Source organism: Sandaracinaceae bacterium (assembly GCA_016706685.1).
GTDB lineage: Bacteria > Myxococcota_A > Polyangia > Polyangiales > Houyiibacteriaceae > JADJJE01.
Window position 1 is genome coordinate 133,168 of sequence record JADJJE010000004.1, and the last position, 25,300, is coordinate 158,467.

Below are 25,300 nucleotides of genomic sequence, written 5' to 3' on the forward strand. Positions count from 1 at the left end.
CCCAGGACGCCCCTCGCCCTCCTCGGTGACGTTTGGAGCCGGCATCCGGGTGAGCTCGACTGGAAGGGGGGCCTGCCGGGGGGGAGGGGGGCGCGACTGGGCGCGACGGAGCGCTAGGCGGTCTGCGCGATCCGCAGATCGTTGACGTGGGCGTTGACGGCGACGGCGACGGCTGTTGTCCGTGTCCGTTTCAGCGGCGCTTGCGGACCGGACGGCGGAAGTCTCGGTCGAAGAGGCGGACGCGGCGGAGGGCCAGGTCTAGGAGGAAGAGGCCTAGGGCCAGGAAGAGGAGCTTGGGCCAGAGCTCTTCGTGGGAGCGGATGGTCTCGTCGCCGGGGTCGAAGAGGGCGCTGATGGCGTCGAGGGCGCCGCCGCCGGTGACGCCAGTGGCGCGCTCGAGGAGGGCGCGGTTGGGCTCGAAGGTGAGGTACTCGCGCGGGTAGGGGTTGGCCAGCTGGGCGGTGCTCTCGGCCACCGGGCGGCCTTGGCGCTCGTGGCTGGCGGTGAGCATGAAGGAGCCGTAGCGCTCGAGTGGGAAGCGCGCTTCGTAGAGGCCCGGCGCGGTCTGGCGCAGGGCGTGGGTCTCGCGCACGCGCGCCTGGGGGTTGTCCACGCCTTCGCGGGCCGCGGGCGCCCCCATGGGGCCTTCCACCGTCAGCGTGGACTCGAGGTCGTTCATGAAGCGGTCCGCGGTGTCGATGGCGTCCACCGTGACGCGCACCTCGCCGTCCAGCACCTCGGCGGTCATGTCCAGCGTCTCGCGGCGGCGCTGGCGCATGTGCTCGCGCACCAGCTGGGTCCAGAAGCGGGAGAACTGCGGCCAGCGCAGCCACTCCACGGCCCAGCGGTTCTTCACGTCGCTGGTCCACGCCATGGACCAGCCGAGGCCCACGCGCCAGCGCGCCAGGATGGGCTCGCCCAGATCGCTCTGCAGGATGACCTGCGCGGGTGTGGGCTTGCGGCGGGTCGCCACGTAACCGTGCAGGAACGGCGCGGACGCGATGTCGATGCCGCGCAGGAAGTCCGCGTTCTGCACCACCATGGGTTGGAAGTACTCTTCCACGGCGGCCGAGCGCGCCACGGTGGTGGTCTCGCGCATGAAGATGCGCGGCACGTTGTGCGGGTCGCTGGTGAAGTAGCTGCGGCCGCCGCCGAGCGACGCCACCTGCTCCAGCAGCACGCGGTTCACGTCAGAGCCCAGGCCCACGCTGGTGACCGTGATGCCCTCGGCGCGCATGACCTGCACCAGCTCGGCGATGCCGCTCTCCGGAGCCTGCCCGTCGGTGAGCACGATGACGTGCTTCACGCGAGCGCGCGTGACCGCGAGGTCTTGGTAGGCCATGTCGAGCGCCGGGAAGATGTTGGTGCCGCCGCGCGCCGTCATGCGGCTGATGTCGCGCACGATGCGCAGTCGGTTGCGGGCGCTCTGCATGCGCACGATGCGCTCGGGCTCGGAGTCGAAGCCCACCACCATGATGTAGTCGTCGGCGCCCAGCATCTCGGCGGTGGCGCGCGCGGCCTCCTTGGCCAGCTCCAGCTTCTGGCCCGCCATGGACCCGCTGCGGTCGATGACCAGGGCCAGCGCGAGCGAGGGCTGGTTGCGGCGCCGCTCGGCGTCCATCCGCACGGGCAGGAGGCGCTCCATGCGCGAGCCCTGCCAGCCGCCGAGGCCGAAGCCGCTCTCGCCGCCGGCCATCATGAAGCCGCCGCCCTGGTCGCGGACGTAGCGCTCGATGGCGTCCATCTGGCTCATGGAGACCTCGTCCGCCGAGACGTCCGAGAGCATGAAGAAGTCGAAGCGCTCGAGCTCGGCGGCGCTCGTCGGGATGGAGCGCGGCGTTCGCACGTCCACGTCGAACTCGCCCGCGGCGAGCGCGCGGCTCAGGTAGTTGGCGCGCCCGGCGGCGCCCTCCACGTACAGCACGCTGGGCTTGCCCGGCACCACCGCGGTGGTCTCGAAGCGGTTGTTCGCCGGGAAGCGGTCCTCGCCGCGCGGCTGCAGCTCGAGGCGATAGGTGACGGGGCCCGCCACGCGCACCACGGACTGGAACTCGATCTCGTTGTCGCCCGGCGTGAGCGTCACGTCGCGCACGGAGTCGAGGCCGTTCAACGTCTCGCCCTGGTAGAGGCGCACGCGGGCCTCGGCGGCGTAGTTGGAGAACACGCGCGCGCGCACCGGGAAGGGGTCGCCGACGCGCAGCTGCTCGGGCACCGTCATGTCGCGCACGGCCACCTCTTCGGGCGCGCCCTGCGTGTAGACGTGGTGGAACAGGCGCACGTCGAACTCGCGCGCGCGGCTGGCCTCGGCCAGGAGGTCGCCCTCGGTCTGGCCACCGTCCGACAGCAGCACCGCGCGGCGCAGGTGCCCCGGCGGGAAGAGGCCATAGGCCAGCTGCAGCGCGGCCGCCATGTTGGACCCCGCGCCGGCGTCCGTGTGCGCCTCGTCGCCGTGCCGCGCCAGCCGCTCCGGCAACTCGGTGGCCTCACGCGCCAGCGGCACCACGCGGGCGTGCCGCGCGAAGGTGATGAGCTGCACGTCGTGCTCGCCACGCGCATCGAGCGCGGCCTGAACCTTGCCGCGTGCCTCCGCGATGGCCTCGTCGGTGACCGAGTCCGACACGTCCACCAGGAACACCGTGCTGATGCGCGCGCTGTCGGTGGTGCGCGAGAGCCGCGCCAGGCCCAGCACCAGCGCCGCCATGAGCACGGCCCGCAGCAGCACGCCGAGCCACTTCTGGAGCGGCGGCAGGTCCGCCAGCGAGAGCGTGGCCACCCAGCCCAAGAGCGGCAAGACCCCCAGCAGCACCAGCGCGCGCGAGGCGAGGAACTCGTAGCGCTCACCGCCGAACTCCCAAGCGAGGTCGTGGTCCCACACCTGCAGCCCGATGGCTACCGCGGCCGCGGCGCCCAGCAGCACCGCCAGCGCGAGCGCGCCCAGGTTCATGGAGCGGGCGCGGCTCATACCGTGTACCTCCGGTGGTACGTGAACCACTCCACGCCCAGGATGAGCAGCACAGCCCCCAGCAGGTACAGCCACAGCTCGCGGCGCACGCCCACGGCGCCGGGGGTGACGCGCCCAGCAGCGGTGGCGCCCACCGCGAGCCGGTCGGTGGGCTTGATCTCGGTCTCGTCTCCGGCACCCAGGTTCACCGCGAAAGAGTCCTCGCTGGAGACGCCGTCGGCGCCCTCGGTGCGGATGGTGTAGATGCCGGCGTGCGTGCCCGCGAAGAGCGCGCGCCCCTCGGCGACGGGGACCACGTACTCACGCTGGTCCGGGCCCATCAAGGTGGCCTGCGTGGCGCCTGCCGGCACGGGGATGTGCCAGGTCTCGCCGGTGTAGTAGCTGGACACGTAGCGGGCGTCTTCCTGGACGAACCAGTCGATGGTGTTGAGCAAGAACAGCGGCCAGGCCACGCGCAGCACCAGGTCGCTGCGGCGCGGGTCGAAGTTGAGGGCCACGAAGCGCTGCCCGTTGCGGCGGCCCTCCACGATGAGCGGCAGGGCGTCGGTGCCGGCCACCACGCGGTCCTCGCGCTCGAGCGTCACCTGCAGCGCCGAGGCAATGTTCACGTCGGCCAGCGCCGTCCAGCGCACCAGCGGGTGCCGCCGCTCCACGCGATCCACCGTGGGGCCCTCCACCTCACCCACGATGGGGAATGGGCCGGTCACGCCTTCGTCCGGGCGCGGATACAGATAGAGCGCCGCGGTGTCCGGCGGCGTGGGCGGCACCCAGGCGTCGAAGAGCACCACGTCGAAGCGCCCCTCGGGCGGATACGCCTCGGGAGTGACCTCGACCACGTCGAGGTACTCGTCCAGCACCAGCGCTGCCTGCAGGTACAGGTTTCCGCGCGAGACCAGCAGCACACGCGCACGGCGCCGCTCGGGCAGGCGCGCGAACGCGTGGTCGTCGGCGTCCAGGTGGTCGAGGCCCTCGCGCGTGACCAGCCGCGCTTCCAGCGTGCGGTCCACGCCCGACACGTTGCGGAAGGTGCGGCGCAGGCGCTCTTCGGGCCCGAGCGAAAGCGTCTGGATGTCCACGGGCTCGCCGTCGCCGATGAGCTGCAGCTCCACCTGGCGCGCCTCGTCGGTGGGGTTCCACAGCTCCACCAGCACCTCGCTCTGGCTCTTGTCGAGCGGGTAGCGGCGCACCGCGAAGGCCGACAACCCCACGTTGGCGTCGGCGCGGCCGATGCGCACCCAGCTGAGCCGGATCTCCGCTTCCGTGAGCTCCGCCGCCATGCTGTCGCTGGCCTCGAGGCCGCCGTCGGTCAGCACCACCACCTCGGCGCGCGGCTGCCCACGCAGCACGTCCAGCGCCAGGTGCAGGCCCGGGCGCAGGTTGGCGCGCAGGTGCGTGGTGCTCAGCGACTCGATGGCGTCGCGCAGCACGCGCGCGTCGCTGGTGAGCGGCGAGAGCGGCGTGGCGGTCTCGTCCAGCTGGGCGATCTGCAGGCGGTCGGCGGGGCCGAGGCCATCGATCAAGCGGCGCAGCTCGGCCTCGGCCGCTTCGAAGCGCGACGGCTCCACATCCGTGGCGGACATGGAGGCGCTCGCGTCCACCAGCACCAGCAGCGAGCGGCCCTGCTCGGTGGCGCCCTGGTAGCGCGGGTCGCCGAGCGCAAACGCCAGGATGGCGATGATGAACAGCGCCAACAGCAACGAGAGCCAGCGCTTGAGCTGCGAGAACAGGCGCGTGGTCTGCTTCTCGGCGAGGATCTCCTCCCACAGCCGAACGAACGGCACCTCCACCTGCCGGCGCCGCAGCTTGAGCAGGTACAGGATGACGGCGCCCACGCCGAAGCCACCCAGCACCATGAGCACCTGGGTGAGCGAGAGCCCTGTGAGCGTGAGTCCGGAGGCGCCCATGGTTCAGCCCAGCAGGCCTCCGCGACGCAGCACCGCGAGCACGGCTTCGTCGAACGGGACGTCGGTCTGCACGGCCTGGTAGGCCACGTGCTTCTTCGTGCAGAAGTCCTCGATGCGCTTGCGGTAGCTGGCGTGCGCCTCGGCGTACTTCTCGAGCAGGCGCGGCGTGATGGTGACCTCGCGGTATTCGCCCGTCTCGTGGTCCACCAGGCGCACGTCGCCGTTGATCTCCGGGCGCACCTCGGCCGGGTCGAACACCTGCAGCACGAAGGGCTCGAACTTGGCGAAGCGCAGCTGGTTGATGCCGGCCTCGAAGCCCGCCGGGTCGTACAGGTCACTGATCAGGATGGCCACGCCGCGGCGCTTGTTCTGTGCGGCGAAGGTGCGCAGCGACTCGCCCATCTGGGTCTCGCCCTCGGGCACCACGTCGCGCAGGAAGTCGAACACCTTGAAGATGCGGTTCTTGCCGCGCGTGGGCGCCAGGCGCGCGTGCATGCCCGAGTCGAACGTGAGCACCGACACGCGGTCCAGGTTGGCGAGCGCCACGTAGGCGAACGCCGCGGCCAGCTGCTTGGCGTAGTCCAGCTTGGGCGGGTCGCCCATGCCCATGGAGCGCGAGGAGTCCACCAGCACGTAGACCGAGAGGTCCTCCTCTTCTTCGAACAAGCGCAGCAGCAGGCGCCCGGTGCGCTGGTAGACGTTCCAGTCCAGGTAGCGGAAGTCGTCGCCCGGCACGTACTCGCGGTGGTCCGCGAACTCGATGCCCGCGCCCGTCTTCTTGGAGCGCCGCTCCGCGCGCATGCGCCCGTTGTAGATGCGCCGCGACACGATGGCGAGGTACTCGAGGCGCCGCTGGAACTCCTCGTCGAAGAGGTCTCCGTTGGCGCTCGGTGCACGTCGCGCACGCGCGGGGGCCGGGCTCGTGCCCGCTCCCGCAGCAGCCTTTCGTCGGAACCAGCTCAGCACGTGCTGGCTACTTCGCCGTCTCGGGCACGGACTTGAGGATGTCGTCCAGCACTTGGTCCGTGCGCACGCCCTCGGCCTCGCCCTCGAAGTTCAGGATCATGCGGTGGCGCAGCGCAGGCTTCGCGGCCCAGCGCACGTCGTCGATGCTGGCGCTGAAGCGGCCGTCGAAGAGGGCCTTGATCTTGGCGGCCAGCAGGGTGGCCTGCACGCCGCGGGGACTGCCGCCGAAGCGCACGAAGCGGGTCACGCTGTCTGGTGCGCCAGGGCGGCCGGGGTGCGTGGCCTCCAGCACGCGGATGGCGTAGTCCTGCACGTGCCGGGCGACGGCCACGTCACGCACCACCTTGCGCATCTGGAGGATGGTCTCCTTGTCCAGCACCGGCTTGACCACGGGGGTGTCGGCGCCCGTGGTGCGGTCCAGGATGGCGTGCAGCTCCTGGCGCGAGGGGAACTCCACCTGCAGCTTGAACAGGAAGCGATCGAGCTGCGCCTCGGGCAGCGGGTAGGTGCCCTCCATCTCGAGCGGGTTCTGCGTGGCGAGCACGAAGTACGGCTGGTCCATCGGGTAGGTCTTGCCGCCGATGGTGACCGAGTGCTCCTGCATGACCTCCAGCAAGGCGCTCTGCGTCTTGGGCGTGGCGCGGTTGACCTCGTCGGCCAGCACGATGTTGGAGAAGATGGGCCCCTTGCGGAACTCGAGCTTCTGCTTGCCGTGCGCGTCCTCGGACAACACCGTGGTGCCCAGGATGTCGGCGGGCATGAGGTCCGGCGTGAACTGGATGCGCGAGAAGTCGAGGCGCATGGACTCGGCCAGCGTGCGCACCAGCATGGTCTTGCCCAGGCCCGGGACGCCCTCGAGCAGTGCTTGGCCGCCCGCCAAGAGACACGTGAGCACGCCGTCCACGATGTCGTCCTGACCGACGATCATCTTGCCGATCTCTTCCTTCACCCGCTTCACGTCGCGGCCGAAGCTCTGCACGACCTCGGCCGGGGTGTCCTTGCTCATGGGTTCGTCTCCTGCGGGGTGCCCGCGGTCTGCGTGTCTGCCGCGTCGCGCGGCCGGATGAGTTGGAAGTAGCGCCGCACGTAGAAGCGGTAGCCGGGCGGGACCTCGTCGCGCTCCAGCACCTCTTCGGCGTGGTTGGAGTAGTCCGTGTGCACGTCGCGGTAGCCACGGCCCACGAAGCCGCGCTCCGCCGCGCCCAGGATGACCTCGCTGCGGGAGGGGCCCTCGCTCTGCTGGCCCTCCACCCGTGAGTCGCGTGTGTTGGCGTTCAGCCGCGTGGGGTCTTCGCCGAGCATCTCGCCGCCGTCGCCGCTGCCCGCGCCGGGGCCCACGCTACCGCTGCCTTCGCCCTGACCCTGACCCTGGCCTTGGCCCTCTCCGGGCATCTCCAGCGTGGCGTTGCCGCCGCCTTGTCCCGAGGGATCGAGCGTGAGCTCCATGTCGCCCTGACCCTGGCCCTGACCCTGACCTTGGCCCTGGCCGCCGGGCTGCCCGCCCTGGCCCTGCTGGCCTTGGCCCTGGCCCTGGCCCTGGCCTTGCTGACCCTGGCCTTGACCCTGTTGCCCCTGGCCCTGGCCCTGCTGGCCTTCGCCCTGACCTTGCTGGCCCTGGCCCTGACCCTGCTGACCTTGTTGGCCCTGCTGGCCCTCGCCCGGCATGCGGATGCGCGCCTGCTGGCCGCCCTCACCCGCGGCACCCAAGCGGAAGCGCTGCATCATGCCCTCGCGGCCCTGACCCTGACCCTGCTGACCTTGTTGGCCCTGCTGACCTTGCTGGCCTTGCTGGCCCTGTTGCCCCTGCTGTTGCTGCTGCTGGGCCCGGCGGATCATCTCGCGCAGCTGCTCCATCTGGCGCTGCATCTCCTGGCGCTGCTCCTCGCTCATCTGCTCGCGCGCCATGCGGTTGAGGTCTTCCGCCATCTGCTCCATGCGCTGCGCGGCTTCCTCGCGCGCGTTCCGGTTGAGGTCTTGCGCGGCCTGGTCCATCTCACGGCGCAGGCGGTCCAGCTGGCGGCGGCGTTCTTCCATGGCGGCCTGGTCGCGCTGCAGCGTCTCGAGTTCGCGCTGCCGGCGACGCAGCAAGCTCTCCTCTTCCTCGTCGAGCCCGCCCTCTTCACGCTGACGTTGGAGCAGGCTCTCCATTTCCTCCCGGTGCTCTTCGAGGCGCCGGTCCAGCTCCTCGCGGTCGCGCTGGCTGTTGTCCTGCGCCGCGCGCTCCATGGCCTCCCGCAGGCGGTCCAGCTCGGCGCGCGAGACGTCTTCGCTGCGCACACGCTCGGCCATTTGCTCCATGGCTTCGGCGGCCGCCTCGGCCTCGGCGTTGCGCATGGCCTCCGACGCGGCCTCGGTCAGACCTTGGCGCGCCAGCTCGTTGCCCATCTCGCGCAGGGCGTCGTTCAGGGCCTCGGCCTCCATGGGCCGGGACTCGGCCAGGCGGGTCTCCAGCTCGCGCAGCTCACGCAGCGCCTCGGTGCGGTCCAGCTCGCGGTCGGCCAGGCGCTCGAGGATGTCATTGAAGTCGCGCGCGGCTTCGCGCGTGGCCTCGTCGGTCTCCGGGTTCTCCAACATGGGGCGGAGGGCGCTCTCGAAGGCGTCGAGGTCGTCGGGGTGCACCAGCATGGGGTTCAGGTCGCTGATGGGCGGCGCGGGCGCGCGACCCAGCACCTCCAGCTGCGTGACCACCAGCACGATGGTGAGCAGCGCGAGCCCAATGGGCCAGTCACGAGGCACCCGCAGCGGCATGGCGCGCGCGGGTTGGAGCCCGGCGCTGCGTTGGGCGGCGTCGGCGATGGCGGCGTCCATGAAGGCGCTGCGCTCGGCGGCCGGCAGGTTGGTGAACTCCACGGCGCTGGCTACCCGGCTGTCGAGCGAGTGCGCGCGGTCCAGCAGCTGGGCGGCGTGAAGTGGCGACACGCGGCGAAGGGCACCCAGCAGCGCGCCGCGAAGGGCAGGGGCCGCACACACGAGCAGCCACGTGGTCCCCAGCTCGGCACTGAGCACGCGGGTCTTCACGCTGGCCACCACGATGGCCGCCGCGGCGAGGGCGACGATGGCGAAGAGCGTGCCGGCCTCGATGGCGCGACGGGTGCGCACGCGGCGCCGGACGGCTGCGACCGCGTGGGCCAGGGGCGTGGGAAGGGTGGTCATTCAGAGTGGACCGTGCCGGGAGAAGAAAGTTCCCACGACGTGAGGCAGGAGCGGACTATAGCGGACTGGAAGGCGCCTGATCCGGTGAACGCGCGGACGCGCGGGATCTTCCCCGAGCGCCCGCTTCAGCCCGCCGTTCCGAACGGCGAAGTGCCGCGCCCCGGCCCATCGAAGAGCGGCAGGCAATCCACGCTGGTGCCTGCGGGGACGTCCCCGGTGCCCGCCGGAATGAGGGCCAGCACGTCTACCCCCGCGAGCGCCGGCAGGGCCCCCGAGCCCCGCCGCGGAACCGGCACGAACGCCACCCCGGGCGCGCAGCTCGCGTCGTGGACCAGGCGGCCGCGCAGCAGCTCGTCGCGCCCGCGCGTCTGCTTCACGGTGGACGCCAGGGTGGCCCGCAACAGGCCGCGATGCGGAGTGGCGTCTCCCAGAAGCGCGCGCAGCAGCGGCCGCACCAGCACCTCGAACGTGACGAACGCGCTGACCGGGTTCCCCGGCAGGCCCAGCACCCGCTTCCCGTCGGGGCGCCGCCCGAAAGCGAAGGGCTTTCCGGGCTTGATGGCCACCTTCCAAAACGCCATCTCGACGCCGGCGGCCTCAAAGGCGGGGCGCATCAGATCGTGGTCACCCACGGACACACCACCGCTGGTGATGACCAGGTCGTTGTCCCGCAGCGCTGCCGTGAGCGCCACGGTCAGCGCCCCCAGGTCGTCGCGCACGATGGGCAACACCTCCGGGATGGCACCCACGTCCCGCAACATGGCCTCCAGCATGTAGGCGTTGGAGTTGATGATGCTGCCCGGGCGCTCGGGGTCGTCGATGCGCCGCAGCTCGTCCCCGCTGGACAGCACCGCGACGCGCGGCCGCCGCACCACGGCCACCTCGGCGATTCCCTGGCTGGCCAGCAGTCCAATCTCCCCGGCGGTCACGCGCCCGCCTCGCCGCAGCAGGGGGTCCCCCACGCGAGCGTCTTCGCCTTGCTGGCGAACGTTCTCGCCGGGCTTGGCAGCCTCCGTGAAGCACGCCAGGTCGCCTTCGCGGGTGACGTCCTCCTGGAGCACCACCGCGTCGGCGCCGTGGGGCAGGGCGGCGCCCGTGAAGATGCGCACGGCCGCCCCGGCCGGGCAGACAGGCCGCTGCGTGCCACCCGCGCTCGACTCGCCCATCACGGGCAGCCTCACGGGCGCTTCCGTAAGTGCTTCCGTAAGGTCCTCCGCGCGGACCGCGTAGCCATCCATGGCGCTGTTGGCGAAGGGCGGGCTGTCCATGCGGGCGGCGACGTCCTCGGCCAGCACCCGGCCGAACGCGACCGGGAGGGGCACCGTCTCGGCTTCCAGTGGGGCGACGTCGCGCAGGACGCCCGCGATGGCCTCGCCGATGGTCAGCATCTCACGGTTCCTGCGGGCCTCTGCCGGCGGCATCGCCCTGGTCGTCTTCGTCGTCCTGGTCGTCCTGCTCGTCTTCGGTGCCTCGCTCGCCGTCGTCGCGGCGCTCGGTCCGCTCCGGTTCGTCGTCGAGTTCGTCCTCCGCGTCCAGCGCGCCCTCGCGGGCTTCGCCGTCGTCGTCACTCGCGTCGTCGTCCGCCAGCGCTTCCTCGTCTTCGCTCGCCCCATCGCGCGCGGCCACGACCACGGCTTCCTGCTCGCGTCGCGCGGCAGCGGTGGCAGCGGCCAGGCGGGTGGGGTCGGCGTAGATCACCAGCTCTTGGCCGGGCACGATGTCGCTGCGCCGCGAGAAGCGGTTGATGCGCGCCAGGTCGGCCACCCGCCTGCCGTAGCGGTCTGCCAGGCTGCGCAGTGTGTCGCCGGGCTGCACCACGTAGCGCAGCCGCACCCGGCCCGCTTGGGTCTCGTGGTACTCGAAGAACTCCTCGGTGCCCACCACCAGCACGCGCACCTCGTCCGGGGTGAGCACGATGGTCTGCGCCAGGTCTCGGCGCGGGTCCACGAAGAGCTGCAGCACCATGTCCGAGACCAGGCGTGCCTGCGGGTCGAGCGCGTTCCAGCCCCGCACCTCGTCCACGCTCACGCCGAAGAAGCGGGCCACGTCGGCCAGCGACTCACCGCCCCGCACCGGGTAGAACACACGCCGCCGGCCGGGCAGCTCCACCACGCTTCCCGTCACGCTGACGATCTCGCGGCGTGTGGCCGAGGCGCGCTGACGAGGCGTGCCTGCCGGCACCACCAACGCCAACCCAGCGCTGACCCGGCTGTCGTCTTCGAGCTCGTTGAGCTCGCGCAACACCTCCACGCTGGTGCGGAACGACCACGCCACCTCGTCGAGGCTCTCGCCGAAGCGCACCACGTGCGTGCCATAGGTGCGGTCGCGTGGACGGACGCGCGCCCAGGCCCGGCCGAACGTCTCGAGGCGCTCGCGCGGGATGCGCACGGCATACTCCCCACCAGGCGGCGTGCGTCCGCGCAGCAGCTCGGGGTTGAGCGCCAAGAGCTCGCGCGGGGGCATCCCCGCGGCGCGCGCCACAGTGGACAGCTGCACGCCCCCGGACACCAGCACCTCTTCGATCTCGATGGGCGTGTCGCGCGTGAGCTCCGCGAACCCGAAGCGCTCGGGGTTCCGCATCACGATGGCACACGCCAGAATCTTGGAGACGTAGACCGTAGTCTCGAAGGGCAGCCCGGACTCGAGCCGCGCCAGGGCCCAGAAGTCGTTGGTGTTGTATTTTCGGATGGACCGCACCATCGCGCCATAGCCCATGTTGTAGGCCGCGAGCGCCAGCTCCCATGCTCCAAGCCGCTGGTGCAGGTCGCGCAGGTAGGCCGCCGCGGCGCGGGTGGACCGAATCGGGTCGTTGCGCTGGTCCACCCAGTGCGTGCGGGTGAGCCCGTACTCCTCGCCCGTGACGGGCACGAACTGCCACATCCCGGCAGCCCCCGCGTGGCTCCGCACCGTGGGGTCGAAGCCGCTCTCGGCCATGGCCACGCAGCGCAGATCGCGCGGCAGGCCGGCGGTGGCCAGCTCCCGGTCGATCATGGCGCCGTAGCGCGTGGAGCGCTGAATCCAGCCCGACATCAGCTGACGCCCGCGTGGGTCACTCCGGAAGTACTCGAGGAAGCGCACCACGCGCTCGTCCCAACGCACCGGAAGGTCGGGCAGGGCGATGCCCCGCAGCCAGCTCAAGTCGGCCTCGCCGCGGGCGGTCTCGGGCCGGCGAGGCGGACCGTCCGACGTCAGCGCGCTCGGGATGCGGTCCAAGACGCGCGGGCTGTCACCCCCCTCGGTCCGCGCCCCCACAGGGCGAAACAGCGCGCGCTCGGCTTCGTGCAGCGCCCGCAACGAAGCGGCTTCGTCGCCCTCCACCGGCTGTCCCAGGGCGAGGGCAGGCGCGAACGTCAGCGCCGCGCCCAGCGTCACCCCATGCACGACGCGGCCCGCCCAGGGGGAGCGAACGAGCGCGCGAGCTGCCGTGAGGAGGGACACCACCCTGCATGCTAGCCGCACCCGTCCACCATGACCAGAAGGCCCTCCTGCGTCGCGCGCTAGCCCACCGAAACGGTCGTTTACGTGGCCGGCGAAGCGCGGTAGACATCCGGGGCGGGTCACCCGCAGCTCACCCCGCGGCGTGCCTGCGGGGCCAACCAGGAGTGCTCGTGCATCGTGGTGTTCGCCAGTTTCTGAAGTGGGTTGGTGCCAACCGCGCCACGCTGACGCTGAACCCTCCGGCGTCCAACGCGGAGCTCCGGGCGCTGGAGCAGACCCTGGGCGGCCCGCTCCCGTCGGACCTGCGGCTCATCCTCACGCGCTTCAACGGCGGCGAGCTGCCCGTGGGCAAGATGCTGCCAGTGGGTCTCGAGCCCGGCACCATCGGCGCAGCGGTGCGTGACTACGCGCAGGCCGTGAAGAAAGACTTCCTGGATCCGGAGCTCTTGCTGCCCTTCTGCCAGACCGCCGAGGGCAGCTTGCTGGCCTTCGACCGCAGCGCGGGGCCCGTGTCGGACACCTGGCCCATCGTGGACTACTACCCGGACACCGGCGAAGAGCGGATGATCCACCGCACCATGGACGGCTGGTGCCAGACGTGCGTGAACGAGTGGGAGAGCGGCGACTTCGGCGCGGAATTCACGTTGGACGTCTACCTGCGCAAGGGTGAGCGGCACGTGAACGTGGAGCCGGACGTGGCCACGGCGTATGCGAGCGTGGCCCATGCCCGCAAGCGCGCCGGCATGCCGGAAGAGTCCATGAAGGCGTACTTGGCTGCCGCCCGCTGCGTGCCGCCGCTGCCCTGGTGCGACTGGGAGGCCCTCAAGATCGCGGTGCTCATCGACAAGCGCGCCGAGGCCTACGAAGCGTCGTCGCGGCTGGCCGCGCGCGCACCTTCGTCCGCGTGGGAGCAGCGCGAGACCACGCCGTTGTGGGTGGCCCAAGTGGTGGCGCCGTTGGCGCGTCGCACGGGGTCGCCCTCGCGCTGGGTGCGCATGCTCTCCCAGCTGGAAGAAGCCGCCGACGACGACGAGCGCCCGGACGTGCACGCCATCCGCATGGCCATCGAGACGGGTGGGCCGTTTCCCCCGCTCGACCCGCTCCGCGAGGAGCCGCTGGTGCCGCCGCAGCCAGACCTGGACGCGTGGTTCACCGCCGTGAAGCGCAGCTATCACGCGGGCGTGGTGCGCGACGAAGACCTGCTGCTGGAGCCCAGCATGGCGCCGCTGCGCGAGCGCTATCCGCTTGGCGATTGCTTGCGGGCCCGCCGCGACTTCTAATCACGTGACCACCAACGACCACGTCCATCGTTGTCGTGGTCTTTGACGGCGACGGCGACGAGACTACCTTCAGCGTCGGACGCTCGGCAGCGTCGACTGCCCGGGAGCTTCAATCAACGCGGAACGCGCCCTGAAACAGGTCGTCGCCGTCGCCGTCGCCGTCAAGGACCACGCTCACGTGGAGGTTCGTGGCGCCTCCGACGTGATTCAGCTGGCGACGCGGTCGCGGCCGGAGTTCTTGGCGAAGTAGAGCCGGTCGTCGGCGGCCTTCACGAAGTGCAGCACGTCCCAGCCCTCGGCCAGCTGGGCCACGCCGCAGCTCAGTGTCACGCGCACGGGCTCGCGCTCGAACTCGAAGCGGTGGGCGGCCACCAGGGCGCGCAGCTCGTCGGCGATCTTGTGGGCGCCTTCGCGGTCGGTCTCGGGCAGGATGACCGCGAACTCTTCGCCGCCGTAGCGCGCCAGGATGTCGTCCGGCCGCAGGCGGGCCTTCACCAGCTGGGCGAACTCCTTGAGCACGAAGTCGCCGGCTAGGTGGCCAAACGTGTCGTTGATGCCTTTGAAGTGGTCCAAGTCCATCATGACCAGCGACAGCGGCCGCTGGTGGCGGCGCGCGCGCGGGATCTCGCGGTCCATGGCGTCCAGGAAGAAGCGCTTGTTGTTCACCCCGGTGAGCCCGTCCACGATGGTCATCTTGTAGATGGTCTCGTGGTACTGCGCCTCCATGTCGGAGCCAGAGAGGAACTTCATGATCGTGTCACCGATCTTGATCTGGTCACCGCGCCGCAGCTGGTAGTCCCGCACCAGGGCGTCGTTCACGTACGTGCCGTTGGTGGACTCGAGGTCCTGCACGTAATAGGCCCGCGAGCGCTTCTCGATGACGGCGTGCTTGCGCGACACGGCGTCGTTCTCGAGCACCACCTCGTTCTCGCTCCCGCGCCCGATGCTGACCGTCTCCGCCGTGAGGAGGTAGCGCTTGCCGAACTGCCGAGCATCCGAAGAGTAGATGATCACGAGGCAATCCTGGCCCTCCTTAACAGGGAGCTTGAGATCCTCGAGCGGAGTCACCCGTGTCTTGATGTCCGAGTCCATGAAGCGCTGCGCGTTCCCTGCGACCGTGAGAAGGCGGTCCCGCTCAGGGTAGAAGAGAGCGGGCGCGGCCGTCAACTGCTGGCGCTCGGGGGTCACCGCTCGCGGGTGGGGGTGGGCCTCCCACCCGTCCGCACGGGCGCTCCCACCAGCGTGGGCGCCTCGGGCGTGATGCGGCGCTCGCGGGCCACGGTGACCGGGTCGTAGGACACCAGGTAGTGCATGTTCTCGTAGTTGATGAGGACGTGCGCCGCGATGGGGCCCAGCAGCGAGCCCGTCAGCGCATAGAGCAGGCCGAAGACAGCCCCCATGATGGCGGCCCACAACGTCCAGGGCAGGAACGCGCGCGTGGGGCCCACGTGCACGGCGCCGAACACCAGCGAGGTGAGCAGCAGGCCGAACGCGGGCTGCATGGCCCCGCGGAAGAAGAGCTCCTCCACCACGCCCGAGGTCATCGCGAAGAAGGCGATCGCTGCGCCGGACAGCGGCCCCACCATGCCGCGCAGCTCGATGTGCAGGCGCTTCGCCCAGGCGGTGCGTTGCACCAGCACGCGCGTCCCGCGCACCGCGATCAGGGCCACGGTCACGCCCAGCAAGAGCGACAGGACGGTGCGGGCCAGCGTGCTCGGGAGCCAGGCGCCCAGCCAGGCGTCCTCGCTCGCCAGCCACAGGGGGCTCCGGCCAGCGAGCAGGGCCCACAGGGTGCCGGACGCGGCCAGCAGTCCGTAAACCAAGACTGCGGTACCCATGCGTCGGCTCAACACGAGCCGGCAAGGTACCAGGGGCCACCATGCCCGGCAACGCGCCGATTCGTGCATCCCCCTCACCGCGCGTGTTGACATGGACCGGCGGGGAGAACTATCAAGATCCCGATGCTCCCCCACGTCACGGCGCCGCGCTCCTCGTGGTCTCACGAAACCCGCTCCGCCATGGCGCGCTGCCGCACATGACGTCCAGCCCCTCGCCCAGCAACGATGCGCCGCGCTTGCTCGTGGTGGACGACGAGAAGGTCATCCGCGAGATCCTGGCCGACTTCCTGTCCATGGAGGGGTTTTGGGTGCGCACCGCCGAAGACGGCGCGGCCGCCCTGGTGGAGCTGTCCCGCACCCACTACGACCTGGTGCTCAGCGACCTGAAGATGCCCAACATGGGCGGGCTCGAGCTGTTGGAGTCCATCGCCAAGCACATGCCCAACGTGGTCACCGTGATCATGACGGGCTTCGGCACGGTCGAGACCGCCATCGACGCCATGAAGCGCGGCGCGTACGACTACATCCTCAAGCCGTTCAAGGTGGAGGAGGTGGTCCACACCATCCGCCGCGGGCTCGAGAAGCAGAAGCTGGCCGCTGAGAACATCCGCCTCAAGGAGGCGCTCTCGCTCTACAAGGTGAGCGAGGCCATCGCCAACAGCCTCTCGCTCGATCAGGTGCTGCGCACGGTCATGGACGCCGCGCTGCACGAGATCGAAGCCGACGTGGTGACCATCATCCTCGACAACGGCGAGGGCTCGTTCTTCGTGCGTGCCGAGGAGCGCAACCCGCGCTTCCGCCGCTTGGCGTCCACGGGCACCTTCGACGTGGAGGCCCTGCGCGAGCGCTTCAAGGACGACCGGCCGCTGCGCGAGCAGGGCACCTCGGCGCTGCAGTTCTACAACGGCGTGCCCGAGGTGGGTGACCCGGTGTCGCTCATCGTCACGCCGCTGCGCATCCGCGGGAAGCTCTCCGGCATGGTGTGCTGCGCCAGCTACACGGCCGGCAAGCGCTATGACGAGGGGCTCCGCAAGCTCCAGCAGATCATCACCAACCGCGCGTCGGCGGCCATCGAGAACGCCCACCTCTACGAGGACCTGCAGGCCACCTTCCGGCAGACCATCCGCGGCCTGGCCAGCGCCATCGACAAGATGGACCGCTACACGGCCGGCCATAGCGAGCGCGTGGCGGCCTACGCCCAGGTGCTGGCGCTCAAGCTGGGGCTGCCCCACGAGCAGGTGGAGATCGTCCGCCAGGCCGCGCTCATGCACGACATCGGCAAGATCGGCTGCGTGATGAACCTCAACAAGCCGGGCAAGCTGTCGCAGGAGGAGTACGAGGTCTTCAAGATGCACCCGGCCCACGGGCGGGACATCCTCGAGCCCATCTCGTTCCTGCACCCGCTCATCCCGGGGGTTCACCTGCACCACGAGCGCTGGGACGGCCTCGGTTATCCGCTGGGCCTCAAGGCGCAAGACATCCCGCTCATCGCGCGCATCATCAGCGTGGCCGACACCTACGACGCCATGACCAGCGACCGCGCATACCGCAAGGCGCTCCCGCACGAGGTGGCCACCAGCGAGATCAACCGCTGCACCGGATCGCAGTTCGACCCGGACGTGGCGCAGCTGTTCCTGAGCACGGTCGAGGACTACCGCTGCGACAGCGGCAACATCCAGATCATCATCCGCGAGATGGCGTAGCCACCCCGGCGGTGCTGCTCAGCGCAGCACCTGGGTGAGGGCGCGCGCGGGCTGGCTGGGCAGGGCCACATCGGCCGACCACACGGTGGCATCCGAGGGCGCGAGCCACTCGATGGTGCGCCGGGTGCCGTCTTGGAACACCACCGTGGTGGCCAGGCGCACGCGCCCACCGGCAGGGCCCGGCGGGTGCTCCACGTCGATGCGCGCGATGTAGCGGGCGTTGGGCAGCCCGCGATCGAGGGCGTGCGCGGGCGGACGCCGCCAGGCCACGGCTTCGCTGGCGTGCGCGTAGGTGACACGGGTGATGGTCTGGTGCGGCGGCTCGGCCGGGAACGGCGTGCGCTGTGTGGCGCGGGTGACCGGGTTGCCCAGCTCGTGGCAGCCGGCGCTGGCCAGCAGGGTGAGCCACAGCGTGAGCAGCACGGCGCGCGTGAGCCCGCCGCGTCTACCACGAAGATGCCGGCGGGGGCTGGTCATGAGGAGCGCAGCGCTGCCTCTTCGCACACGCTGGCCGCGATCTGCTTGAGCAGCTCGTCGGCGTCGCGGTCCATGTGGTCCAGGGCCGGACCCACCCGCACGCGCGCCAGCTCCACACAGGCCGTGGCCAGGTCCAGCTGGTGGCGGTTGCGCTCAGGACCGCGCTGCAGCACCGCCTGGGAGGTGGCGGCCAGCACGGCGGCCACGCCGAACAGGTCGATGGCCACGTCGGCCAGGCGCTGCTGCACGAACTGCCGGCGCCCGAGCGCGTCGCCGTGCTTCCGGGCGATGCGCTCCGTCTCGCTGCCGAAGCGCGCCACCAGCTCTTCGAAGATGACGCCTTCGCGGGCGAGGGCAGGGTGCACGCTGCCGAAGCGCTCGCGGGCGAAGCCGCGCCGGGCACGCTGGGCACGCAGCTCGCGCACCACCCCCAGGCCCTTCACGCGCTCCCGCAGCGACGAGGGCTGGGCGTGCACGCGCTCGTCCGTGCGCTCGAGGCCGGCCAGCGCGATGAAGCTGCGCAGCACGTCGTGGCTGCCGCCGTAGACCATCATGGCGCGAGCGTCGCGCAGGTGGCGCTCGAACGGGTAGTCCGTGAGCGTTCCCATGCCGCCCGCCAGGTCCAGCGCGGAGATGGCCACCTGCTGGTACATCTCGGCGGCCAGCACCTTGCAGATGGCGGCCTCGATGCCGCAGTCCGGCTGGTCGGCCGCGCCGGGGGCCTCCATCCAGCCCGCGGTGAGCTTGGTGGCGCAGCTGGCCGTGTAGAGCGCGCAGGACATGTGCGCGATGCGCGACTGCACCATGCCGAAGTCTTTGATGGGCCGCCCGAAGGCGCGCCGCGACGACACGCGCTCCACGGCCTGCGAGAGGGCACCGCGCGCTGCGCCCACGCACGCGGCGGCCAGCTCCACGCGCGCCGCGTCTTGCGTCTCCATGGCCAGCCGGAAGCCCTCGCCACGGGGTCCGAGGGCGGCCTCGGGACCCAGCGGCACCGACTCGAACGAGATGGCGCCGAGGCCCGCGCCGCGCAGGCCCACGAAGCCACGCGCTGGACCGCGCGCGGTGCCCTCGCCGTTGGGGATGATGTACGCGCTCAGCTCGCCGGGGCGCTCGTCCTCGCGTCGCGCGAAGACCACGAAGACGTCTGCATAGCGGCCGTTGGTCACGTAGTGCTTGGTGCCGTCCAGCACCAGCACGCCGTCTCGCTCGAGCACGCGCGTGCCCAGCGCCGCCGCGTCGCTGCCCGTGAGCGGCTCGGCCAGCGCGAACGCACCCATGGCGTCACCGCGCGCCATCCGCGGAAGCCACTCCGCCCGCTGGGCGGGAGTCCCTCCACGGGCGATGGCGCGGCCCGCCAGCCCGTTGTGCGCCACCAGCGCTGCGGCCACCGTGAGGTCCAGCCCACCCACGGTCTCGTAGTAGGCCACCGAGGCGGGCAGCGCGAGCCCCGCGCCGCCGTGCTCCTTCGGCAGCGTCACGCCAAGCGCGCCGGCGCTGGCCAAGCTGGCCCGCACCTCGGCGGAGATGCCGCCGTCCTGGTCGATGGCTTTGCTCTGCAGCGCACTGCGGCCCACGTCGCGCACGCGGCTCTCGAGGTGCGCCAGCGCCTCGCGCTGCCCCGGCGCGATGTCCGGGAAGGGCACGAGCAAGTCGTCCTGGATGACGCCCTCGAAGAGAGGCCGCATGAAGCTCGAAGGGCGCTCGCTCATGACGGCAACCATGCCTGCTCGACGGGCTGTCTGCCAGCCGCGTGGGTGGACCAAGACCTATGGAGCGGTGGTCGGTGACATTCGCCGTGCCCACCGCCTCAACGGGAGCGCCAACACCAAGCCAGCCCCCACTCCGAGCAGGTCATCGACGACATCGCTGAGCCTGGGAGTCCGCCCGGGCACCCAGTGCTGCACGATCTCGGTGACGATGCTCAGCGCCAACATGCAGAGTGCCGAGCGCCACCAAGGGGCGCGTGGCCAGAGACACGCCAAGCCCCACGTGGTACCCGCGAAGAGGACGACGTGGGTCAGGTCGAGCCCGGCTGTCGAGTTCGAATCGAGCCAGAGCAACGGCCGACCGATCCATGCGTAGTCACTGCGGAGCCAGGCCATCGTGCTGGGCGGAAGCGTGACCGCCACGATGGGAAGAAGCACGGTGAGCCCCAGGAGTAGCCATCGAAGCGTGTGGGTGGGGCGTGTCATCGTCTGCAATTCGTACCCTGCCGGGTGCCCTTCAGCGTCACGAAGTGCGAAAACGTGCCCATGGCCGCGAAGAAGAAAGCCAACACCGCGAAGTCCGCCGCCCCGCAGCCCAAGGGCGCGGTTCGTTTCGAAGCCACCGTGGAAGCGACCAGCGTCGGCCGCGCCATCCTCCGGTTGCCAGCCCCGGCCAGCAAGCAGCTCCCCTCGCGCGGACAGGTCGCCGTGGACGGGCTCGTCGGGGGACACGCGTTCCAGACGGTGGTCGAGCCCGATGGCGACTTCGGCCACTGGATGAGCTTGGACCCCGAGCTGCAGGCGGCCATCGGCCTCGGTCCTGGTGACACGGCCAGCGTCCAGGTGGAGCCGTCTTCCGCATGGCCCGAGCCCGAGGTCCCGAAGGACCTGAAGAAGGCGCTGTCCGCTGCTCCCACCGAGGTTCGCGAGCTGTGGACGACCATCACTCCGATGGCCCGCTGGGAGTGGGTGCGCTGGGTCAACGAGACCAAGGTCGCGGCTACGCGGCAGCGGCGCGTGGAGGTCAGCATCTCGAAGCTGAGCGACGGCAAGCGGCGCCCGTGCTGCTTCAACCTGGCGGCCTGCACCGACCCCGACCTCGCGAAGAGCGGAAAGCTCGCCGTGCGCTGACACGCACCGGTGGTTGCCTCGGCACTTCGCGCATCACGACCGGATGATAGCGGGGTCGCGACGTCACTGGCTCCTGTGGTAGAAGGGTCGAATGCATCGATGGGTACTCGTGGTCTTGCTGTGCCTGGCCGGCTGTGCATCCAGCCGCATGAACGAGTGGTATGCGGGGGCGCTCTCCTCGGATGGTGCCGCTGGGGGGTACATCGAGACACGTCGCGGCGTTCGGATCGCCTACCGGGGATCGCCGGGGGACTTCCTTCCGGGCTGGACCACGGACAACCTCTACTTCGACTCCGAGCAGAGAATCTGGCGCCTGAAGCGCACCGATGACTATGTCGTGTTGAACGTGTTCGACCTCGATGGGGATGACCGTCCGGACAAGCGTCGCTGGGACCTCATCTATGACCTGCGCCTCATCCATGACGCTTCGGGCGGCGTCATCTGGGTTCAGTCGGTGCCGGTCTCGACCTTGTTGGGGCGGAGAGACATCGACGTCGTGCTGTTCGACTATCTGGATGCCGTCGGAGGTGCGGCCTTCCGGGGCTTGGGGTCTGGGCGGTCCTTCGGTTCCACGGGGATTCGGGTCGACGACAACCCCGCGCTCATCAGCGGGATGGCCGCTCATGCGGCGACCCTCGAAATGGGGGATGCCGACCGGGTGCAGATGGATCCCACCGCGCGCGAGGCGCGAGCACGAATCATCCTCGTTCGCACCCCCTACACCGACTCGGGGTCGACCGATGGCCAGCCGGGGCCCCTGCCAGTCCTCATGCTCTTGGGCTATTGGAACCGGCCAGAGCGCTATGAAGCGGGCCTCGCGGACTTCGAAGCGCTCGTGCGAGGCATCACCATCCAAGGCAGCCCGGACACCAGTGCTTTCGAGGGCATCCTGCCGGTTGCTGGCGTGCCGCCCTCCTGACTGCCAGCGGCGCCGTGGCGTGCGCCACACGCCGGGCCCGACTATCGAGTCGACCTAGATGTCCGGCGCACGCCCGCCGACCCTCTCGCAGCGGCGCGTGGCCGAGGCTCCCGACCCAGCCACGCGCGCTCTCCCCACGGGCACGGAAACGCCTCGGGCTTCGTCAGGATCCACAGCAAGGGGACCAATGGCGGCGCCTCGGGCGTGGGGCCATCTCCGTCGGTGAAGTACACGATGCCCTCGATTCGCTGAGCGGCGAGGACGGGGTCGTCGAAGATCGGCCGCAGGTCGGTGCCGCCGCGGCCCATCACGTCCTCGAGCACGCCCGCCCACGGGTAGACGCGCGCGACGCGTGTGTCGCACTCCGCGACGGTCAGTGTCGCGTGCTCGGAGAGCGCCTTCAGCTGACGCGCCACCTCGGCGAGCTCGGGGAGGCTCATGCTCATGGAGGTGTCGATTGCCACGAGGAGCCGGGGCTTGCAGAGCACGCGCGGGGAGTAGGTCCTGCCGGGGATCTCGCCGACACGGCCCGGGAAGCGGCGGTTGGGGCGCGCGTAGGTGTGCACGGGTGCCCGTGCGCGCGCCGCGAACATGCGGAGCGCCGTCTTCCAGTCGAGGAAGCGCTCGGCGCGGCCCAGCACGCCGGTGAGCGCTTCGATCAGGCTGCCGGGATCCTTCCCCGCGCAGAGCAGGCCCTCTACCGGGTCGCTACCGCCGGGGTGTTGCTCGCGAGCCTCCGCCGCCGCGCGTGTGATGAGCTGCCGGGTCTGCTCGAGAGCGCCTGGTTCGGGGTCGCCCCGTCGCAGGTAGCGGTGGTCGTCGGCGAGCTCGCCTGCGCTCTTCGCGGTGCTGCCGTCGACGAGGCGCTCATAGCGTTCGAGGGTGCTCTGTCCCGCGCGCAGGCCGAGCGAGGCGTAGGGCTGCCACGTGATCGGATCGGGGAGCGGCTCCTCGATGTATTCGTTCGCCGACATTTCGATGGCGAGGTCCATGAGGTCGACGTCGCAGACGCCGTGGAAGCGCGGGTGCGTCAGGTGCCCGAGGACCACGTGATGGACCTCGTGCAGGAGGACGCCGAGCAGGTACTGCGGCTCGCTCAGGAAGGCATCCACGTTGACGTGCAGGTAGAAGCGGCCGGCGCTCACCGAGACGGCCATGCGCTTGACCGAGGGATCCGCGACCGGCTGCATCTGCCCCAGGATGGCGGCGTAGAACGGGTAGCGCGCGAGGAACGCTGGCGCCTGCACGAACGCTCCGAGCCACGCGTCGATCTCGCTCCGCTCCTTCATTGCGGGCGAATCGGTGTGATGCCGAGCGTCTTCATCGTGTCTACGAGCGGCAGCGCCCAGCGCTCCTTGAGCTGCGGCAAGAGCTGTCCGAGGCACGTCCGGACGACGTTGCTCTTCCGCAGGTCGGTGCCCTTGGCTTGCTGTGTGAGGTGCGCGCGCAGCGCCGTGACCGCCAGACCGGCTCGGTGCTGCCGGAGCGGATCCGCCTTCCACGCCAGGATCTTCTTCTCGGCAGCGCTCCCCGCGTAGTTCTGGAGCAGCTCGGCGGGCGTCACATCGACGAGTGACGTCGCCGTCGGGTTGTGGCCGAGCGCATCTTGCAGCCGCTCGCGCTGGTCACCGGGGAGGTCTGCGAGCAGCGCCTCGAACGAGGCGAGCGAGAGCTGCTTCTGCGCGACGAGCACGCCGGCCTCGGGCCCCTCGAGCAGGCGCGCGAGCCGCGTCGACAGCTCGTCGAGCCGGTCGGTCTGGCCGCGCTCACGGTAGCCTTTGATCTCGAGCGCGAGCGGCGAGCGCGGCGCGTAGTCGGTCAGCAGCGCGCGCACGTCGAAGGGCAGCTGGCTGGACCACTTGTCTCGGCCGTTGGCGAGCAGCTCCACCCACGTGGCGGGCAGGTAACCGCCGAGCGCGTCGCGCAGGAGCGAGCCATCGGCGGTCTCCTCCGGTGTGAGCGCGTCGAGGATCTGCGACGCGTACGTCCAGGTGCGCGGCGGCACGTCGTCGAGGATGCGCTCGTGCGACTGCGCCAGCGCGATGATGGCGGGGTGCACGGCGCTCACCTGCGCCCAGGCCAGCCACGCGGCCCGGTCGGCGCGCACCGAGAGGTTCATGAAGCGCGCGCGGAGCGCCCGGTCGAGCGGCGTCACCTGGTAGTCGGCGGTCTCCGGGTTCACGGCGGCGAAGCACACCCAGCCCTCGGGCAGCGTGTACTCGTGGAGCCTGCGCGCGGTGAGGAGCTGGAGCGCGGGCTGCTGGATGTAGCGCTCCGCGCGGTTCAGCTCTTCCAGCATGAGGATGCCCGCGCCACCCTCGGGGAGGATGCGGGGCACCGCGTAAGTGGTGCGGCCGCTCGCGATGATGGGCAGCCCGACGAGGTCCGGCGGCTCGAGCAAGCTCAGGTCGAGCACCACCGTCTCGATGCCGAGTCGCTCCGCGACGCGGCGGACGATCTCGCTCTTGCCGATGCCCGTGGGCCCCTCGAGGAGCACGGCGCGGCGCGCGCGATAGGCGACCTCGAGCACCGCCTCGAGGCGAGGGCCGATGGGGATGGCGAGGGGGCGCGTCTCGGGGGGCTCGGCTTTGGGCACGGGACTGCTTTAGCGCAAGCGCCGAGGGACGCAGCTCGAAGGCGGCGCGAAAGGGACTCGTGCCGGTACGGGGATGGCGAGAGCGGGTCTAACCCCTGAGTGAAGCACGTGATAGACTGCGCGCATCCGATTCACCGAGGGGATGCTCCGCCATGCGTTTGACCAAGACTCTTTCTCAGACAGCTCGTCTCGGGCTGGTGCTCGTGATCGGGGGCAGCTGCGCCGTGCCCACGACGGCCGCAGCATGCTCGTTCGAGCAGTACGAAAGCATCTCGACAGTGCCTGCGAGCAACGCGACGGGAGTGCCACTGAACGCGATCATTCGGGTTCGTGACCTGGTGCTGGACCGAAGCACCGTCGTCGCCGAGCTCGTCTCCGTGGGGGGCGCGGGGGTGGAACTGACCCTCCTCCGTGATGAAGAGTCACCCTACTTCGTGGGCACCCTCGGCACACCCCTGGCGGGCGACACGGTGTACGAGCTGCGCCTCACCTGGGAGCTGTACTGCGAGTTCATGCTGGGAGATTTTCGGTGCGACGAGGAGCCGCCCGTCGGCGGCTCGATCGCGATCACTTCGTTTCGCACCGGCACCGCCACGGACGAGGCGTCGCCGGTGATCGGAAGCGGGACGGCGTCACTCACCTTTGGCACCTCGGACGTGTGCGACAACTCCGCGTGCTGCGGACCCTACGATCAGCGCCTCATCCTCGTCGACGACTCTGGGTGGGAGGCGGCAGACGACGCTGGCATTGCGGGGTATCACCTCTACCGTGACGGAGAGCTGGTGGCGGGGTACCTGCCAGCTCCCTTGTCCTTTCCGTATGGCCCGCGCCAGACATGCAGCGGCCGCGTACAAGGCTTGCCAGGCTCCCCACGCACGGTGAGTCTCGATCCCGGCACCTACTATGTGGTAGCGGAGGACTATCTTGGAAACCTCAGCGAGCCTTCTCAGACCGTCGTGCTCGGCGATGGATGCACGGGCCCGGTCGACGCCGGGACACCTGCGAGCGGTCCGCGAAGCGGGTGTGCTGTGCGGGTGGGCGACGCACGCTCGATTCCGGTCATCATGGTGTTGGCTATGGCGGGCGTGATGGTGGGCCGTCGACGCAGGGCGTGACGCGGGGCTCACATGTTCGTCACTGGGCTCCGTGGGCTGCGGTGCGGGGGGCGCGTGACCATGCCTGGAGAGCAATCCGGGCGCAAAGGGCCCAGGACTTCCTCACGTC

General features: G+C 70.5%; 19 protein-coding genes. 5 read left to right on the forward strand and 14 right to left on the reverse strand.

Annotation, left to right across the window (positions count from 1 at the left end; translation table 11 throughout):
• Window positions 1-190: 190 nt before the first annotated feature.
• From IPI43_08425 to IPI43_08455, 7 genes are all read right to left on the reverse strand, one after another.
• Window positions 191-2,962 carry a VWA domain-containing protein gene (locus tag IPI43_08425; protein MBK7774152.1) on the reverse strand — a complete coding sequence of 924 codons (2,772 nt, stop codon included), beginning with the start codon at window positions 2,960-2,962 and terminating at the stop codon, window positions 191-193.
• Window positions 2,959-4,866: a VWA domain-containing protein gene (locus IPI43_08430; protein MBK7774153.1), complete on the reverse strand. Its 1,908-nt coding sequence runs from the start codon at window positions 4,864-4,866 to the stop codon at window positions 2,959-2,961. The genes IPI43_08425 and IPI43_08430 overlap by 4 nt, the downstream gene beginning before the upstream one ends.
• A 3-nt stretch (window positions 4,867-4,869) precedes the next feature.
• Window positions 4,870-5,667, reverse strand: coding sequence for a DUF58 domain-containing protein (locus IPI43_08435; protein MBK7774154.1), 798 nt, complete (start codon window positions 5,665-5,667; stop codon window positions 4,870-4,872).
• Window positions 5,668-5,839: 172 nt separating this feature from the next.
• Window positions 5,840-6,838, reverse strand: coding sequence for a MoxR family ATPase (locus IPI43_08440; GenBank protein MBK7774155.1), 999 nt, complete (start codon window positions 6,836-6,838; stop codon window positions 5,840-5,842).
• Window positions 6,835-8,985, reverse strand: a complete 2,151-nt coding sequence (locus IPI43_08445) for a hypothetical protein (GenBank protein ID MBK7774156.1) — start codon at window positions 8,983-8,985, stop codon at window positions 6,835-6,837. Before IPI43_08445 ends, IPI43_08440 begins: the two co-directional genes overlap by 4 nt.
• Before the next feature lie 125 nt (window positions 8,986-9,110).
• Complete coding sequence (locus tag IPI43_08450; GenBank protein ID MBK7774157.1) at window positions 9,111-10,373, reverse strand: molybdopterin molybdotransferase MoeA; 1,263 nt, start codon at window positions 10,371-10,373, stop codon at window positions 9,111-9,113.
• Window position 10,374: 1 nt separating this feature from the next.
• Window positions 10,375-12,423 (reverse strand): transglycosylase SLT domain-containing protein, encoded by a 2,049-nt coding sequence (locus IPI43_08455; protein ID MBK7774158.1) that lies wholly within the window; start codon window positions 12,421-12,423, stop codon window positions 10,375-10,377.
• A 170-nt stretch (window positions 12,424-12,593) separates the two neighbouring features.
• Between IPI43_08455 and IPI43_08460 the strand changes: the two genes are divergently transcribed.
• Window positions 12,594-13,703: an SMI1/KNR4 family protein gene (locus IPI43_08460; GenBank protein ID MBK7774159.1), complete on the forward strand. Its 1,110-nt coding sequence runs from the start codon at window positions 12,594-12,596 to the stop codon at window positions 13,701-13,703.
• A 207-nt stretch (window positions 13,704-13,910) separates the two neighbouring features.
• Here IPI43_08460 and IPI43_08465 read toward each other — a convergent pair whose 3' ends face one another.
• Window positions 13,911-14,795, reverse strand: a complete 885-nt coding sequence (locus tag IPI43_08465) for a GGDEF domain-containing protein (protein MBK7774160.1) — start codon at window positions 14,793-14,795, stop codon at window positions 13,911-13,913.
• 92 nt (window positions 14,796-14,887) lie between these two features.
• The gene (locus IPI43_08470) at window positions 14,888-15,541 is read right to left on the reverse strand and encodes a CPBP family intramembrane metalloprotease (protein ID MBK7774161.1); all 654 of its coding nucleotides are present in this window, start codon (window positions 15,539-15,541) and stop codon (window positions 14,888-14,890) included.
• 197 nt (window positions 15,542-15,738) lie between these two features.
• Between IPI43_08470 and IPI43_08475 the strand changes: the two genes are divergently transcribed.
• Window positions 15,739-17,244 (forward strand): response regulator, encoded by a 1,506-nt coding sequence (locus tag IPI43_08475; GenBank protein MBK7774162.1) that lies wholly within the window; start codon window positions 15,739-15,741, stop codon window positions 17,242-17,244.
• 18 nt (window positions 17,245-17,262) lie between these two features.
• Here IPI43_08475 and IPI43_08480 read toward each other — a convergent pair whose 3' ends face one another.
• From IPI43_08480 to IPI43_08490, 3 genes are read right to left on the reverse strand one after another with little or no spacing between them, the layout of a single operon-like run.
• On the reverse strand, window positions 17,263-17,721 hold the full coding sequence (locus IPI43_08480; protein MBK7774163.1) for a hypothetical protein: 459 nt from the start codon (window positions 17,719-17,721) through the stop codon (window positions 17,263-17,265).
• Entirely contained in the window at window positions 17,718-19,433 is a 1,716-nt protein-coding gene (locus tag IPI43_08485) for an acyl-CoA dehydrogenase family protein (protein MBK7774164.1), read from the reverse strand. Before IPI43_08485 ends, IPI43_08480 begins: the two co-directional genes overlap by 4 nt.
• A 57-nt stretch (window positions 19,434-19,490) precedes the next feature.
• Entirely contained in the window at window positions 19,491-19,916 is a 426-nt protein-coding gene (locus IPI43_08490; protein ID MBK7774165.1) for a VanZ family protein, read from the reverse strand.
• A 60-nt stretch (window positions 19,917-19,976) separates the two neighbouring features.
• On the opposite strand from IPI43_08490, the gene IPI43_08495 reads away from it, so the two are divergent.
• Together IPI43_08495 and IPI43_08500 are read left to right on the forward strand one after the other, a co-directional pair.
• On the forward strand, window positions 19,977-20,561 hold the full coding sequence (locus tag IPI43_08495) for a DUF1905 domain-containing protein (protein MBK7774166.1): 585 nt from the start codon (window positions 19,977-19,979) through the stop codon (window positions 20,559-20,561).
• Between the two features lie 91 nt (window positions 20,562-20,652).
• Entirely contained in the window at window positions 20,653-21,480 is an 828-nt protein-coding gene (locus tag IPI43_08500; protein MBK7774167.1) for a hypothetical protein, read from the forward strand.
• 41 nt (window positions 21,481-21,521) lie between these two features.
• On the opposite strand, the gene IPI43_08505 is transcribed toward IPI43_08500, so the two are convergent.
• Both IPI43_08505 and IPI43_08510 read right to left on the reverse strand, forming a co-directional pair.
• Entirely contained in the window at window positions 21,522-22,769 is a 1,248-nt protein-coding gene (locus IPI43_08505) for a hypothetical protein (GenBank protein MBK7774168.1), read from the reverse strand.
• Window positions 22,766-24,076: an AAA family ATPase gene (locus tag IPI43_08510; GenBank protein MBK7774169.1), complete on the reverse strand. Its 1,311-nt coding sequence runs from the start codon at window positions 24,074-24,076 to the stop codon at window positions 22,766-22,768. The genes IPI43_08505 and IPI43_08510 overlap by 4 nt, the downstream gene beginning before the upstream one ends.
• A 302-nt stretch (window positions 24,077-24,378) precedes the next feature.
• On the opposite strand from IPI43_08510, the gene IPI43_08515 reads away from it, so the two are divergent.
• Window positions 24,379-25,191, forward strand: a complete 813-nt coding sequence (locus IPI43_08515) for a hypothetical protein (protein ID MBK7774170.1) — start codon at window positions 24,379-24,381, stop codon at window positions 25,189-25,191.
• Window positions 25,192-25,300 lie beyond the last annotated feature (109 nt).